General features: G+C 74.6%; 13 protein-coding genes. 9 read left to right on the forward strand and 4 right to left on the reverse strand.

All coding sequences use genetic code 11. From position 1 onward, the window contains the following. The first annotated feature begins 4 nt into the window (after positions 1-4). A complete protein-coding gene (locus F1D97_RS10145; RefSeq protein ID WP_236120406.1) occupies positions 5-940 on the forward strand; it encodes a proteasome assembly chaperone family protein in 936 nt (311 codons plus the stop codon). Positions 941-1,295: 355 nt separating this feature from the next. Next, a complete protein-coding gene (locus F1D97_RS10150; RefSeq protein WP_236120407.1) occupies positions 1,296-1,499 on the forward strand; it encodes a cold-shock protein in 204 nt (67 codons plus the stop codon). 150 nt (positions 1,500-1,649) lie between these two features. Here the strand turns inward: F1D97_RS10150 and F1D97_RS10155 are convergent, their stop codons facing one another. Beyond that, complete coding sequence (locus tag F1D97_RS10155; protein ID WP_236120408.1) at positions 1,650-2,570, reverse strand: spermidine synthase; 921 nt, start codon at positions 2,568-2,570, stop codon at positions 1,650-1,652. Between the two features lie 134 nt (positions 2,571-2,704). On the opposite strand from F1D97_RS10155, the gene F1D97_RS10160 reads away from it, so the two are divergent. From F1D97_RS10160 to F1D97_RS10170, 3 genes are read left to right on the forward strand one after another with little or no spacing between them, the layout of a single operon-like run. Continuing rightward, positions 2,705-3,142: an SAV_6107 family HEPN domain-containing protein gene (locus tag F1D97_RS10160; RefSeq protein WP_236120409.1), complete on the forward strand. Its 438-nt coding sequence runs from the start codon at positions 2,705-2,707 to the stop codon at positions 3,140-3,142. Further along, positions 3,139-4,422 (forward strand): DNA polymerase IV, encoded by a 1,284-nt coding sequence (locus tag F1D97_RS10165; protein ID WP_236120410.1) that lies wholly within the window; start codon positions 3,139-3,141, stop codon positions 4,420-4,422. The genes F1D97_RS10160 and F1D97_RS10165 overlap by 4 nt, the downstream gene beginning before the upstream one ends. A gap of 39 nt (positions 4,423-4,461) precedes the next feature. Then, the gene (locus tag F1D97_RS10170) at positions 4,462-4,872 is read left to right on the forward strand and encodes a DUF3040 domain-containing protein (protein ID WP_236120411.1); all 411 of its coding nucleotides are present in this window, start codon (positions 4,462-4,464) and stop codon (positions 4,870-4,872) included. 132 nt (positions 4,873-5,004) lie between these two features. Here the strand turns inward: F1D97_RS10170 and F1D97_RS10175 are convergent, their stop codons facing one another. From F1D97_RS10175 to F1D97_RS10185, 3 genes are read right to left on the reverse strand one after another with little or no spacing between them, the layout of a single operon-like run. Further along, on the reverse strand, positions 5,005-7,419 hold the full coding sequence (locus F1D97_RS10175) for a transglutaminase TgpA family protein (RefSeq protein ID WP_236120412.1): 2,415 nt from the start codon (positions 7,417-7,419) through the stop codon (positions 5,005-5,007). Further along, positions 7,416-8,666 carry a DUF58 domain-containing protein gene (locus tag F1D97_RS10180; RefSeq protein ID WP_236120413.1) on the reverse strand — a complete coding sequence of 417 codons (1,251 nt, stop codon included), beginning with the start codon at positions 8,664-8,666 and terminating at the stop codon, positions 7,416-7,418. The genes F1D97_RS10175 and F1D97_RS10180 overlap by 4 nt, the downstream gene beginning before the upstream one ends. 1 nt (position 8,667) lies before the next feature. Continuing rightward, the gene (locus F1D97_RS10185) at positions 8,668-9,669 is read right to left on the reverse strand and encodes an AAA family ATPase (protein WP_236120414.1); all 1,002 of its coding nucleotides are present in this window, start codon (positions 9,667-9,669) and stop codon (positions 8,668-8,670) included. A gap of 441 nt (positions 9,670-10,110) precedes the next feature. Here F1D97_RS10185 and mraZ point away from each other — a divergent pair, with 441 nt between their 5' ends. The 4 genes from mraZ to F1D97_RS10205 all read left to right on the forward strand — a co-directional run bounded on the left by mraZ (position 10,111) and on the right by F1D97_RS10205 (position 14,150). Further along, positions 10,111-10,548 (forward strand): division/cell wall cluster transcriptional repressor MraZ, encoded by a 438-nt coding sequence (gene mraZ, locus F1D97_RS10190; protein ID WP_094182104.1) that lies wholly within the window; start codon positions 10,111-10,113, stop codon positions 10,546-10,548. Between the two features lie 196 nt (positions 10,549-10,744). Continuing rightward, positions 10,745-11,761, forward strand: a complete 1,017-nt coding sequence (gene rsmH, locus F1D97_RS10195) for a 16S rRNA (cytosine(1402)-N(4))-methyltransferase RsmH (protein WP_236120415.1) — start codon at positions 10,745-10,747, stop codon at positions 11,759-11,761. After that, positions 11,758-12,180, forward strand: coding sequence for a hypothetical protein (locus tag F1D97_RS10200; RefSeq protein WP_236120416.1), 423 nt, complete (start codon positions 11,758-11,760; stop codon positions 12,178-12,180). Before rsmH ends, F1D97_RS10200 begins: the two co-directional genes overlap by 4 nt. Positions 12,181-12,263: 83 nt before the next feature. After that, positions 12,264-14,150: a peptidoglycan D,D-transpeptidase FtsI family protein gene (locus F1D97_RS10205; protein WP_236120417.1), complete on the forward strand. Its 1,887-nt coding sequence runs from the start codon at positions 12,264-12,266 to the stop codon at positions 14,148-14,150. Positions 14,151-14,217 lie beyond the last annotated feature (67 nt).

The following is a 14,217-nucleotide window of genomic DNA, read 5'->3' on the forward strand; positions in this document are numbered from 1 at the left end:
GACGATGCTGGACCCCAGCGAGATCTACGAGGTCGACCCGGCGGTCGCGGCCGAGGTCCGCGCCCGGTCCCTGGCGCAGGGATCCGGTCCCGTGCTCGTGCACGCGGTGCGCGGGTTCGTCGACGCGGGCGCCACCGGCCAGCTCGCGGTCGAGCACCTCATCGAGGAGCTGCCGCACGCGCGCCTCGCGACGTTCGACACCGACCAGCTCGTCGACTACCGCTCGCGCCGCCCCACGATGACGTTCGACGCGAGCGCCTGGACGAGCTATGCCGAGCCCGAGCTGGCCGTCGACCTGGTGCGGGACGCCGAGGGCGTGCCGTTCCTGCTCCTGCACGGCCACGAGCCGGATGTCCAGTGGGAGCGGTACGTCGCCGCGGTCCGTCAGCTCGTCGAGCGGTTCGACGTCCCGCTGACCATCGGGCTGCACGGCATCCCGATGGGCCTGCCGCACACGCGCCCCGTGTCGCTCACGGCGCACGCGACGCGTGACGAGCTCGTCGCGGACCACCCGTCGTGGTTCGGCACCGTGCAGGTCCCGGCGAGCGCGGGCGCGCTGCTCGAGTACCGGCTCGGGGAGGCGGGGCACGACGCGATGGGGTTCGCGGTGCACGTGCCGCACTACCTCGCGCAGTCGCAGTACCCGCAGGCGACGATCGCGGGGCTGCGCGCCGTCGAGCGCGCGACCGGGCTCGACCTGCGCACCGGCGAGCTGGAGGGCGCGGCGACCGACGCGACGCTCGAGATCGAGCGGCAGGTCGAGCAGTCCGACGAGGTGCGCCAGCTCGTGTCCGCGCTCGAGGAGCAGTACGACGCGTTCAGCCGCAGCGCCGGCCGCACGAGCCTGCTCGCGCAGGCGACCGACATCCCGACGGCCGAGGAGCTGGGCGCCGAGTTCGAGCGGTTCCTCGCGCAGCAGGGCGACGGTTCGACCGACTGACGCCGCCCCCGGGCCGTGCCGGCACCCCGTCGGCACGTGTGCCGGCTCCGTCCGGCACCGCCGCGGTCACCCGTTAGGCCCAGCACGGCGCGGGTGTTTACCCAATCGTTGTCGAATCGGGGCGAACGAGCCGCGTGAGCCGTGGCGCAGCGCACACCCCCGATGCAAGGATCGCACCGTTGCAGTGGCGTGATCGCTTGACCGGTGCCCTCGCTCCCCGGGGTCTCCCCGGCTCGGGAGCGGGTGTCCCACCAGCCGCGAGGCTGGCCCACCCGGTGCAGGACGTGAGGCATTGCGGCACGCGCGCGGAGCAGGTCCGCACGCGTCACCGAGTGGAACGACAAGGAAGCAAGACATGGCACAGGGTGCTGTCAAGTGGTTCAACGCTGAGAAGGGCTACGGGTTCATCGCCCAGGACGGCGGCGGCGCCGACGTCTTCGTCCACTACTCCGCGATCCAGTCCCAGGGCTACCGCTCCCTCGAGGAGGGTCAGCGCGTCGAGTTCGAGATCACGCAGGGCCAGAAGGGCCCGCAGGCCGAGCAGGTCCGCCCGCTCTGAGTCCTGCCCGCGCCGTCGGCGCGCGCACGGTCCACGAAGGGGTCGCCCATGCGGGCGGCCCCTTCGTCGTCCCCGCTCTTCGTCGTCCCCGCTCTTCGTCGTCCCCGCTCGTCGTCCGGCGGGACCTGACGGGCGACGGCTCGGCCGCGCTCAGGCTGCCGCCGGCGGGTCCGGCGGGGGGTCGCGCAGGACCGGCGCGGCGCCGACGAGCGCGCGCAGCTCGTCGCCGCGCAGCAGCCGCGCCGGGGCGGGCAGGCTCCGCACCGCCCGCGCCAGGCCGGCGACCGCCAACAGGTCCGGGTCGTCGCTGGCCGCGAGCACGACGTTGCCGTACCCGCGACCGCGCAGCAGCGCGGGCTCGGCGATCGCGACGACGTCGGCGAACACCTCGGCGAGCGTCGCCGCCTCGCTGCGCGCCCGGGCCAGCGCGGCGCCGTCGGCGCAGTTCACGAGATAGGCGCCGCCGGGACGCAGCACCCGGGCGACGTCGCGCACCATCTCCAGCGTCGTGACGTGCGCGGGTGTGGTGTCGCCCGCGAACACGTCGCGCACGACGACGTCGGCGGACGCGTCCGCCAGCTGCGCGAGCTGGGCGCGCGCGTCGCCCGCGCGGATGCGCAGCGCAGGGGAGCGCGGCAGCCCGAACCACGTGCGCACGAGCTCCGGCAGGCGGGCGTCGAGCTCGACCGCGACCTGGCGCGACCCGGGCCGCGTCCAGTCGATCGCGCGCGCGAGCGCACAGCCCGCGGCGCCGAGGTGCACGACGTCCAGGGGGTCGCCGGGCCGCAGCGCGTCGACGACGAGGGCCATCTGCTGCATGTACTCGAACGCGAGCACCCCGGGGTCGTCCAGGTCGACGTAGGAGCTCGGCACGCCGTTGACGAGCAGCGTCGCCCCCGCGGCGTGGTCCGGGTCCGGGACGACCTCCACCGTGCCCGTGGGGACCTCGACCGGCCCGACGGGCCAGGTCTCGCGCAGCGCGCGCGATCCTGCGCGCCCCCGGCCGCGACCGGGCAGGGCGCCGGGTGTGGGTGGTCGGTGGGAGCCTGGGCGTCGTGCGCGGTCGGGCATGCTGCCGACTCTAGGCGGACCGCGGCCGGCGCTCGCGTACGCGTCCGACGTCGGTGGCGGAGCGGCGGGGTTGACGACGATCGAACAGACGTTCGATACTGGTGGTACGGCGACGAGAGGATGAGGTGGTGGGCATGGCGGTGATGCACAGCGGTCGCGCTCAGGAGCTGCTGGCGCGCGCCGACGCCGAGCTGCTCGCCGCCCAGTACTCGTCCGAGCCGTGGGAGCGGTTCGGGCACGCGCACCTTGCCGGCCTGCGGGCCGGTGCGGCCGTCGTCGCCCGCCGCGGCACGCCGTCGGGGCGCGGGGCGCCGCGGACGGTGTGGGGGATGCTGACCCGCGTCGCCCCGGAGCTCGCGTCGCTGGCGCAGTTCTTCGCCGACGGCGCGGCGCTGCGCTCGGCCGTCGACGCGGGACGGTTCGACCTGGTGGACGACGACCGCGCGGAGCGCACGCTGGTCGCCGCGGAGGACCTCGTGGACGCCGCGCGCGAGCTCGTGCTCGCCGAGGACGCGGAGGTCGACGTCGAGCGCCGGTCCGGTCCCCGCATGCTCGCCGTGCGGGCGTCATGAGCCGCGGCCCGCGCGCGGCGCACGTCCGGCGCGACTGGGGGTCGAGCGAGGACGGCTGCTCGATCCTGCACGTCGACATGGACGCGTTCTTCGCGTCCGTCGAGCTCGCCCGGCGGCCCCAGCTGCGCGGCCGTCCGGTGATCGTGGGCGGTGCCGCGCGCGGCGTGGTGCTCGCCGCGACGTACGAGGCGCGTGCGTACGGGGTCCACTCGGCGATGCCGATGACGTCCGCGCTGCGGCTGTGCCCGAACGCGATCGTGGTGCCGCCCGACCACCGCGCCTACCACGAGGTGTCGCTCGGCGTGATGGAGGTGCTGTCGGACGTCACGGCACTCGTCGAGCAGGTGAGCGTCGACGAGGCGTTCCTCGACGTCGGTGGCGCCCGGCGTCGCCTCGGGCCGCCGACCCAGATCGCGGCGGCCATCCGTCAGACGGTGCAGCGGCGCTACGGCATCACGTGCTCGGTGGGGATCGCCGCGACCAAGTTCGTCGCGAAGCTCGCCTCCGGCCACGCCAAGCCCGACGGCGTCCTGCTCGTGCCGAAGGCGGCGACTGTCGACTTCCTGCGCGAGCTGCCGGTCGGGGCGCTGTGGGGGGTCGGCGAGCGCACCGAGGCGGCCCTCGCGCGGTGGGGGATCACGACGGTCGCCGAGCTCGCGGACTGCGACGTCGCGACCGTGCAGCGCGCGATCGGCAAGGTCGCGGGCGCGCACCTGCACGATCTCGCGTGGGGCCGGGACCCCCGCCCCGTCCAGCCAGGCCGGGAGGAGAAGTCGATCGGCTCGGAGGAGACGTTCGTCACGGACGAGCACGACCTCGGCGTCGTGCAGTCCAAGGCGCTCGAGCTCGCGGACCGGTGCGCGCGGCGCCTGCGCCAGCGCTCGCTCGTCGCGCGGACCGTGACGGTGAAGGTGCGCACGTCGGACTTCCGCACGCTCACCCGCTCGCGCACGCTCGCGACCCCCACGGACGTGGGCCGGGAGATCTACCTGGCCGCGCGCACGCTCCTGGCGGGCGTCGACCTGCGAGGACTGCCGGTGCGGCTCGTGGGTGTCCGGGTCGAGTCGTTGTCCCCGGCGGCCGAGGCGGTGCTCCAGCCGACTCTCGACGACGTCGCGGGGGAGGGTGCGGGGCCCGGCGAGGCGAGGCGCGACGCGGAGCGGGCGATGGACGTGGTGCGGGAGCGCTTCGGCTCGCTCGCGATCCGCTCGGCAGCCGCGCTCGACGCGCCGTCGCCGGATCGCTCGACTACCACCTTCCAGGTGGCGGATCTATCCTGAACCCGACACGTTCGTCGACACAGACCATCGGGGGTCGGGATGCCTCTCTCTGAGTACGAGCAGCGCGTCCTGGAGCAGATGGAGCGCCAGCTCGCGTCCGACGACCCGCGCCTGGCGAACACGCTCACCCAGCGCGGTCGACGGGCCGTGGGGCGCTACGTCGTCGCCGGGATCGGCGCGGCCCTCGGGCTGCTGCTGCTCGTCATCGGGGCTGCCGGGAGCCTGCCGCTCCTCGGCGTGCTCGGGTTCATCGTCATGTTCGCCGCGGTCGCGTACGCGTTCGCGCGCCCGCACCGCCCGTCCGGGCCGACCGGGGTCGTCACCGACGACGGCTCCGTGCGCAAGGCATCGGGCCGCAAGCCCTCGCCGAGGCGTCCGAAGGGGCAGGGCTTCATGGCCCGCATGGAGGAGCGCTGGGACCGTCGTCGCGGCGAGCACGGCGGCGTCTGACCGGACCGTTCCCCGCCGCCGACCCCCGGGGTCGGCCCCCGCCAGGCTCGCCCGCCCTCCCCGCGCGTGAGCTCTCGAGCAGGACGAAGCACCTGCACCCGTGACCGGGACGCGGGTGCTTCGTCGTGCCGGTCAGCGGTGCGAGCCGGCGTGCGTGTCGGCGGGCTCCACAGGGTGCTGCGCGGTCCGCGCGCGTCGCAGCCGCCGCTCGCGGACCCAGGCCGCGCCCGGCAGGGAACGCAGCGTGTGCGCGACCGCACCGGAACGTGTGACGCCGGCCGTGCGGACGCCGACCAGCACGCGGTCGACGCAGGCGGCCGCGGCACCCGGGGTGGTGGTGGGCGGCTGCGGTGCGTAGCGCGCGAGCTCGAGCGCGTGCACGAGCTCGCGGAACGCGGCGACCGCGTCGTCGTCGAGGGGCTGCCCGGCGAGCGCGTCGACCTGCCGCTGCACGGACGCCACGGCGGAGCGGGGCGTCGTCGCGGCGGACCACCGGATGCCGAAGCGCGCGAGCGCGCGCCGCAGGCGCGTCCAGGCCTGCTCGGGCGTCAGGTCGGCGAGCACCCGCGCCCGTCGTCGCGTCGTGAGGACGACGACCAGGGCCGCGAGCAGGAGCACGACGGAGACGGTCACGGCCACGGGCACCCACGTGTCGCCCTGCGTCGTGGTGCTCGTGCTCGGGGCGAAGGTCGGCAGCCCGGTCGGGGCGGCGCCCGGCTGGAGCGTGGGCAGGGCCTCCTGCGTGGGGCCCGTGCCGCCGCCGGAGTTGATGAGGGGGTCGCTCCACGGCGGCGGAGCGCCGGTCTGCACGGCGGGCGTGGGCTCGAACCGCACCCAGCCGTGCCCCTCGAAGTACAGCTCGGGCCACGCGTGCGACTGCTGGCCGGTGACGACGTACGTCCCGTTGTCGTTCGAGCCGGGCAGGAAGCCGACGCCGACGCGCGCGGGGATCCCGATCGAGCGGGCCATGACGGTCATCGCGGTCGCGAACTGCACGCAGTAGCCCTGACGCGACTCGAGGAAGTCCCACACCGCGTCGTCGGTCCGCGCGGGCGCCACGCGCGTGTCGTAGGTGAAGTTGGCCGAGGAGCGCAGGTACGACTGCAGCGCCATCGCCTGCCGGTAGGGCGTGCTCGCCTCGCGGGTGAGCTCGACGGCCAGGTCGCGGATGTCGTCGGCGTGCGAGCTCGTCGGGACCTCGAGCGCGCGCGGGTCGCCCGGGTCGCCCACGCGGGCGTCCTCGAGGTCGTCGGCCGTCAGGGACGGGATCTCGACGACCATCGAGAACTGCTGGCCCTCGTACGTGTCGTCCACCCCGTCGACCTGGTCGCGGACGGGGTCGTAGCGCCACTGCCCCTCGATCGCGAGCGTGCGGGGGAACACCGGGATCGGCAGCTGGTCGTCCTCGAGGACCCCGACCTCGACGTCGACCACGGCGAGCGTGCCCCGCCGGTCGTCGGGTTCGGTGCCGATCCGGTCCGCGTCGGAGGTCAGGAGGCCGGCGAGCGTGCCGACGTCGACGGACTGGCCGGAGTCGCGGTCGGCGTGCCAGGAGCGCCCGTCGAAGGACAGGAGCGTCATGGCACGCAGCGGGCCGACGGAGTTCGCGTTGACGGCGGGTGCGGAGGTCGCGCTCGGCGACGGGGCCGGGTCGTCGGAGTCGCCGACCTCCGGCAGGCCGGACCCGGGATCGACGACGTCGTCCGACCCGCCGGGGCGGTGCACCTGGTAGCGCAGGACGGCGCGGTCGGTGCGGCCGCCCAGGCTCGCGCGGACGTCGAGGTCGGCGGCGAGGTCCACGGGGCCGCCGGTGCCGGAGCCGAAGTTCGGCAGGCCCCACGCGGACCACCCGGGCAGCGCGGCGAGCACGGGTCCGGCGACGAGCGCGACGACGACGACGCCGACCGCGGACGCGGACGCGAGCCCCGCGCGGCGTGCGCCGTCGGAGCGCTGGCCCTGTGGTGCGACGCTGAGCGCGAGCAGGAGCAGGTAGACCAGGCCGGTCCAGAAGATCGCCGAGCCACGCCCGGGGAACTCCAGCACGATCGTCGGGGTCCACATCGCGGCGAACGCGACGCCGGCGAGCGCGGGCATCGCGAGCCCGACGGCCAGCAGGTCTGCCGCGAGGAACACGAGCACCGCGCCGACCGCGAGCAGCAGCTCGAGCGGTCGGACGACGTCGACGGGGACGACCGCGACCTCGACGAGGTGCACGCCCTGCGACCACAGCGCGCTCGTGCGCTCCCACGACGAGAGGTCGGGCACGAGCTGCAGGCGGCCGGGCGGCGCGCCGTAGCGCAGGAGGACGGCGACGAACGCGACGACGAGCCCGACGACCGACGGCACCCAGACGGTGCGGGTCACGGACCGCACGACCGCGACCGCCGCGGCGGTGACGAGCAGGAGCACGACGACGGGCGTGCGCCACGGCACGGTCCCGAGCAGGTTGGTGAGCGCGTGCAGCGACGTGATCGTCCCGAGCGCGCACAGCGCGGTGGTGGCGACGGCCCGCCAGCCGCGCGGCGGTGTCGTGTGCAGGGGGCTCATCGCGCGCTCCCGAGGAGTCGGAGCCAGCAGTCGAGCAGGGGCTCGCCGGGCGTCGCCTCGCACGCGCGCCAGCCCGCGCGGTGCAGCGCGTCGACCGTGGCCCGCGCGTCGCGCTGACCGCCCGTCTGCTGCGGGTCGCTGCGGACGACGGCCCAGCCCTGCGCGGTGTCGGCGACGTGCGCGAGCGCGGTGCGCGCACCGGCGCCCAGCGGGCCGAGCACGCCGAGCACGATCTCGCCGCCCGCCTCGGTGCTCTCCAGCAGGTGCGCCCCGGCGACGAGCCGCGACTGCGCGTCGTTGGCGGTGCGGGGCGCGTCGAGGTCCACCGTGCGGTCGAGCAGCGCGGCGCGTGCGCCGTCGTGCCGCGTGTGCAGGAACGGCACGCCGGTCAGGGTGCTGTGCGCGCCCACGCCGTCGAGCAGCCGCACGGGGTGGCCCGCGTCGAGCATCGCGAGCGCGATGGACGCGGCCAGCGAGATCGTCCACTCCAGGTGCTGGCCGCGGTACGGCAGGTCGAGCAGGACGGACACGGGGCGCATGCCGGCGCGCTCGTCGGACCGCACGAGGAGCTCACCGCGGCGGGCGCTGCTGCGCCAGTGCACGCGGCGCAGGTCGTCGCCCTCGCGGTAGTCGCGCAGCGACGCGTCGTCGGTCGACGGCGACCGGGCGCCCAGCGCGACGCGGTCGGGCTCGCCGACGAGCACGTCGCTCGGCGCCGGCAGCGGCACGACGGCGGGCCAGACGGTGACCTCCGCCTGCTCGCCGAGCGTGGTCGTGCTGGCGACCGTCCCGAACAGGTCGGTCCGGGTCACGACGAGCGGTCCGAGCGGCCACCGCCCGCGCCGCGCGGTCTGCACGCCGTAGGACACGACGACCGAGCCGGGGGAGCGGTGCACGCGGGCACGCAACGGACGGCCCGCGGACAGCTCGGTCGCGGCCTGCTCGGCGAACTTCAGGCCCGCGAGGCGCGCGCGTCCCGACGGGTCGGACGACGTGATGTGCACCTCGACCCCGACGCGCTCGCCCGCGTGCACGGGGTTGGGCAGGACGCGTCGCTGCACCGCGAGCGGGCGCCGGGCGCCGCCGGCGTCGAGCCAGGCGACCAGACCGGCGGCCGCCCCCACGACGACGAGCGCGACCGCGCCGATCCGCACGAGGTCGCGCGAGCCGGCGCCGATCCCGAGCAGGAGCAGGACCAGACCGGTCGCCCCGAGCGCCCAGCCGCGCAGCGTGGGCTGCAGCCGCATGTCAGAGCGCGCGCCGCGCGCCCGCGCCCGCGACGTCGGCGGTCGGCACGGCCACGCGTGCGACGAGGCTCTCGACGATCGACTCGGTCGAGCGCCCCGACAGCCGCGACTCGGTGCTCGGCAGGAGCCGGTGCGCGAGCACGGAGGACGCGAGCTTCTGCACGTCGTCGGGGAGCACGTGGTCGCGGCCGTCGATCGCGGCGAGGCCCTTGGCGGCGCGCAGCAGCTGGATCGCGGCGCGCGGGGACGCGCCCAGGCGTAGCCCGGTCTCCTCGCGGGTGGCGCCGACGAGGTCGACGACGTACCGCTTGACGGCGGGCGACGCGTACAGGCGGCGTGTGACGTCGATGAGGCGTGCGACGTGCGCGGCGTCGGTGACCGGCTTGAGCCCGGCGAGCGGGTCGGACGTCTCCTGCAGGTCGAGCATGTCGAGCTCGGACTCGACGCTCGGGTAGCCGACGGTCAGGCGGGCCATGAACCGGTCGCGCTGCGCCTCGGGCAGCGGGTACGTGCCCTCCATCTCGACGGGGTTCTGCGTCGCGACGACGAAGAACGGCCGCGGCAGGCGGTAGGTGCGGCCGTCGACGGTCGCCTGGCCCTCCTGCATGCACTCGAGGAGCGCGGACTGGGTCTTGGGGGACGCGCGGTTGATCTCGTCGCCGATGACGACGTGCGCGAACACCGGGCCGGGCCGGAACTCGAACTCGTTGGTCTGCGTCCGGAAGATGTTGACGCCCGTGAGGTCGCTCGGCATGAGGTCGGGCGTGAACTGGATGCGCCCGACGGTGCAGTCGATCGTCCGGGCGAGGGCCTTCGCGAGGGTGGTCTTGCCCACCCCGGGGACGTCCTCGAGGAGCAGGTGTCCTTCGGCGAGCAGCACGGCGAGCGTGGTGCGGACGAGCTCGGGCCGTCCGGTCACGACGTGCTCGATGGCGGAACGCATCCGGTCGGTCGTGCCGACGAGGTCGGTGAGCTCGTCGGACGAGGGAACGGACTGCAGCATGGGCGCCTCCTTGCGGTCGGGTCCGAGCCTACGGTGCGCCTCGCCCGTCGCGGGACGACTCGGACGACTTCCACCCGGGTGCGGGTCCCCCCACTTCCCTCCACGGGTTCTCCCGGGCTCGTGAGCGCCGGCGTGGACATACCCGGACAGAGCGGTACGAGGTACCCGTGAAGCGCGTGTGACGGGCCTGTGCAGGAACGAAACAGGACGCGTGTCGGAAATTCTCCTCCACTTCTCACCACGGCTCTGACCTGCGATAACGCTGCTCCACCAGGGTGAAACCCCCGATTTTCGACGTGCTCGTGGAGGGAAGTGGAGTACCGTGGAGGCACGTGGTGAGGCGGGGAGCGGGTGCTCTCCGGGCGGTCGTCCCGCCGCCGCGTCGAGGGCTCGGAGGGAGGCGTGGTGTCGCATGAGACGGTCGGCGTCCTGGGCTCCGGCATGCCCTTCCTGGGCACCTACACACCGCGCCTCGACGACAAGGGCCGGCTCATCCTCCCGGCCAAGTTCCGGCCGCAGCTCGCGCAGGGACTGGTCATGACACGGGGTCAGGAGCGCTGCCTCTTCCTGCTGCCGCTGGACGAGTTCCGCCGCTACCACGACCAGCTGCGGCAGGCGCCCGTGACGAGCAAGCAGGCGCGCGACTACCTGCGCGTGTTCCTGTCCGGCGCGAACGACGAGCTGCCCGACAAGCAGGGCCGTGTGTCGATCCCGCCGATGCTCCGCCAGTACGCGGGTCTCGACCGCGACGTCGCCGTGATCGGCGCCGGCACGCGCGTCGAGATCTGGGACCTGCAGGCGTGGGAGACGTACCTCGCCGAGCAGGAGGCCGGATACGCCGACGCGACCGAGGAGGTCTTCCCGCAGGGGCGGTGGTGACACCCGTCGTGACACCAGCCCGGCTCCCGCCCGACGAGATCTCCTCCCGACCGCTCTGCCGCACTTCCCCGCGGCAGAGGGCCGGTGGGGGATCTGGTCGGACGGCGGAGGGGCTGACCGACCACCAACCACCGAGCACCCGGTCCACGCACCGGCACACCCACGACGACCGCGACCCAGCCGAGAGGAGGAGCCCGTGGGCCAGCAGAAGAACCCCGACGACCGCGGCGCCGCCTCGCGGCACGTGCCCGTCCTGCTCGAGCGTTGCCTGGAGCTGCTCGCGCCGGCGCTCGAGGTCGAGGGCGCGGTGATGGTCGACTCGACGCTCGGCATGGGCGGGCACACCGAGGGCGTGCTGCGCCGGTTCCCGCACGTGCGGGTCGTCGGCCTCGACCGGGACACGCAGGCGATCGCGCTCGCGAGCGAGCGGCTCGCGCCGTTCGGCGACCGGTTCACGGGCGTGCACGCGGTGTACGACGAGATCCGCGACGTGCTCGCCGACCTCGGGATCCCGGCGGTGCAGGGCGTGCTCATGGACCTGGGCGTGTCGTCGCTGCAGCTCGACGAGGTCGAGCGCGGCTTCTCGTACGCGCAGGACGCGCCGCTCGACATGCGCATGGACGCCACGACCGGCCTCACGGCCGCGGACGTGCTCAACACGTACGACGAGCGCGACCTCGCGCGGGTCCTGCGGACGTACGGCGAGGAGCGGTTCGCCCCGCGCATCGCCCGCGCGATCGTGCGGGCACGTGCGAGCGCGCCGCTGGCGCGCACGGGCGAGCTCGTCGACCTCGTGCGGTCCGCGATCCCCGCGGCGGCGCGCGCGACCGGCGGCCACCCGGCCAAGCGCACGTTCCAGGCGCTGCGCATCGAGGTCAACCACGAGCTGGACGCGCTGGCGCGGGCGCTGCCGGAGTCCGTCGAGGCCCTGGCGGTCGGCGGCCGGATCGTCGTCGAGGCGTATCAGTCCCTCGAGGACCGGATGGTCAAGCAGACGTTCGCGGCCGGCGCGACCGTGAGCGCGCCGCCCGACCTGCCCGTGGTCCCGGACACCCACCAGCCGTACCTGCGGCTGGTGACCCGCGGAGCGGAGGAGGCCGACGAGGCCGAGCTCGCCCGCAACCCCCGTTCGCAGTCGGTGCGGCTGCGCGCGGCAGAGCGTCTGCGCACCACACCGGACCACCTGCGTCCCGCACCGAGGAGGGCAGCATGAGCGCCAGCAGCGCAGCCCGCGCGTACCCCGCTCCGGCCCGTCCGTACGGCACGACGACGGCGCCGACCCCCGCCCGTCAGCCCGCGCCGCCGCGGCTGCGGCTCGTGCGCGCGCCCTCGCACGCCCGCACGCGCGTCCCGTTCGTGCTCGTGTGCATGGGCGTGCTCGCCGCGGCCCTGCTCGGCGCGCTCCTGCTCAACACGCAGATGGCGAAGAACTCGTACGAGAAGTACGACCTGGGCATCGAGCTGGGCCGCCTGGACCAGGACGCCAAGGACCTGTCCGCGGCGCTCGACGCCAAGGGCTCGCCGTCCCAGCTCGCCAAGGCGGCGAGCGCTCTCGGGATGGTCCCGTCGGAGGGCACCGGGTGGATCCGGCTGTCCGACGGCACGGTGCAGGGCGCTGCCGGCGGGCGCTGATGACGGACGTCACGACGCGGCGCGCGGACCGTGCCCCGCGTGGCGGTCCGGACGCACGGACCGGCAGCAGGCACAGTGGCTCCGTGAGCTCCACGACGGTGCGTCGGCCGCCGGGCGGCCGCCAGGCCCCCCGCGCGACGGCGTCGACCGTCCGCGCCGGGGCGCCCGCGCAGGCCGCCCCGGCGCGCGCGCGGGGCTCGGTGGCCCCGCCGATCGTCGTGCCCCGCCCCGCCCGGCCCGTCCGGGCGGGGCGGCGGGCGCGTCTCGTCGTCCTCGTGGTGGCGGTCGTGACCGTCGTGGCGGTGTTCGCGGGGCGACTCGTCTACGTGCAGGCGGTGCGCGGCCCGTCGGTCGCGCAGCAGGCGCGCGACGAGCGCCTGTCGACCATCTCGATCATCGGTGCGCGCGGCCAGATCACGGACCGGGACGGCGTGGCGCTCGCGACGTCGGTGGAGCGGTACGACATCTCGGTGAACCAGCGCCTCGTGGGCGAGTACCGGGGCAAGGGTGCGCCCGACGACCCGGACGGCGCGCTCGGCGTGGCCAAGCGGCTCGCGCCGCTGCTCGGGGTCGACGCCGCGCAGCTCGGCGGCGAGCTCGTCGGGAAGCGGAGCTTCAAGTACCTGCGCAAGGGCGTGCTGCCGCAGGTCGCGCGCGAGATCTTCGCGATGCGCCTGCCGGGCATCAACGTCGACAAGGTCGCGGACCGCGTCTACCCGAACGGCGCGCTCGCCGGGAACGTCATCGGCTTCGTCAACTCCAACGGCCAGGGCCTGGAAGGCCTGGAGGCGTCGCTCGACGACCGCCTCAAGGGCACGCCGGGCACCGAGGTGTTCGAGCGCGGCGCGAAGGGCCAGGAGGTGCCGGGCGGCTACTTCGAGGGGACGCCCGCGACGCAGGGCGACTCGGTCACGCTCACGATCGACTCCGACATCCAGTGGAAGGCCGAGAGCCTGCTCACCGAGCAGATCACGAAGACGGGCTCCGACTCGGGCACGATCGTCGTGATGGACGTCCGCACGGGCGAGGTGCTCGCACTCGCGGACTCCGGCACACGGGACCCGAACAAGCCGGGCGACTCGGCGGGCGGCTCGCTCGCGCCGTCGATCTCGAACGTGTTCGAGCCCGGCTCGACGGGCAAGGTCATCACGATGGCGGCGGTGCTCGAGGAGGGCCTCGTCACGCCGACCGACAAGTGGACGGTGCCGTACCGGCTGACGGTCGAGAACGGCCAGACGTTCAAGGACTCGCACGAGCACGAGACCCAGCACCTGACGACCGCGGGCGTGCTCGCGGAGTCGTCGAACACCGGGACCGTGCAGATCGGCTCGAAGCTGAGCATCGACCAGCGGTACCGGTGGCTGGAGCGGTTCGGCTTCGGGTCGAAGACCGGCATCGACCTCGCGGGGGAGTCCGCGGGGCTGTTCGGCGACCGCAACAACGCGCGCACGCCGTACGTGGTGCTGTTCGGGCAGGGTGTCTCGGTGAACGCGATCCAGGCGACGCAGGTGCTCGCCACCGTGGCCAACGACGGCGTGCGCGTGCAGCCGCACGTCGTCAAGGGCTGGACGTCACCCGACGGGACGTTCACGCCGTCGAAGGACGCCGCACGCACGCGCATCATCTCGAAGGAGACCGCGCGCACGGTCATGACGATGCTCGAGTCCGTGGTCGACGACGGCACCGGATCGACCGCGTCGATCCCGGGCTACCGCGTCGCGGGCAAGACCGGGACGGCCCAGAACTGGATCAACGGCGGCAAGCAGGGCATCACGGCGTCGTTCATCGGGGTGGTCCCCGCGGACTCGCCGCGGCTCGCGATCAGCGTGATCCTGCACAACCCGCGGACCTCGGAGTACGGCAGCGTGGTCGCGGCGCCCGTGTTCAGCAAGATCGGTGCGTACGCCCTGAGCGAGCTGGGCGTCCCGCCCTCGGGGACCAAGGCCACGCTGTTCCCGACGACGTGGTGAGCCCGGCCGCCGGGACGGGTGCCGGAGCGGTCCGCCGCGCGTCGGGCGACGGCGGCCACGGTAGATT

The organism is Cellulomonas palmilytica (assembly GCF_021590045.1).
GTDB classification, from domain to species: Bacteria; Actinomycetota; Actinomycetes; order Actinomycetales; family Cellulomonadaceae; genus Cellulomonas; species Cellulomonas palmilytica.

Excerpts from the sequence above, each read along its gene's own strand:
- F1D97_RS10200 (WP_236120416.1), top strand. The coding sequence starts at position 11,758 with ATGAGCGCCAGCAGCGCAGCCCGCGCGTACCCCGCTCCGGCCCGTCCG.
- F1D97_RS10180 (WP_236120413.1), bottom strand. The coding sequence starts at position 8,666 with ATGCGGCTGCAGCCCACGCTGCGCGGCTGGGCGCTCGGGGCGACCGGT.
- F1D97_RS10170 (WP_236120411.1), top strand. The coding sequence starts at position 4,462 with ATGCCTCTCTCTGAGTACGAGCAGCGCGTCCTGGAGCAGATGGAGCGC.
- F1D97_RS10155 (WP_236120408.1), bottom strand. The coding sequence starts at position 2,570 with ATGCCCGACCGCGCACGACGCCCAGGCTCCCACCGACCACCCACACCC.
- F1D97_RS10145 (WP_236120406.1), top strand. The coding sequence starts at position 5 with ATGCTGGACCCCAGCGAGATCTACGAGGTCGACCCGGCGGTCGCGGCC.
- F1D97_RS10165 (WP_236120410.1), top strand. The coding sequence starts at position 3,139 with ATGAGCCGCGGCCCGCGCGCGGCGCACGTCCGGCGCGACTGGGGGTCG.
- F1D97_RS10150 (WP_236120407.1), top strand. The coding sequence starts at position 1,296 with ATGGCACAGGGTGCTGTCAAGTGGTTCAACGCTGAGAAGGGCTACGGG.
- mraZ (WP_094182104.1), top strand. The coding sequence starts at position 10,111 with ATGCCCTTCCTGGGCACCTACACACCGCGCCTCGACGACAAGGGCCGG.
- F1D97_RS10185 (WP_236120414.1), bottom strand. The coding sequence starts at position 9,669 with ATGCTGCAGTCCGTTCCCTCGTCCGACGAGCTCACCGACCTCGTCGGC.
- F1D97_RS10160 (WP_236120409.1), top strand. The coding sequence starts at position 2,705 with ATGGCGGTGATGCACAGCGGTCGCGCTCAGGAGCTGCTGGCGCGCGCC.
- F1D97_RS10175 (WP_236120412.1), bottom strand. The coding sequence starts at position 7,419 with ATGAGCCCCCTGCACACGACACCGCCGCGCGGCTGGCGGGCCGTCGCC.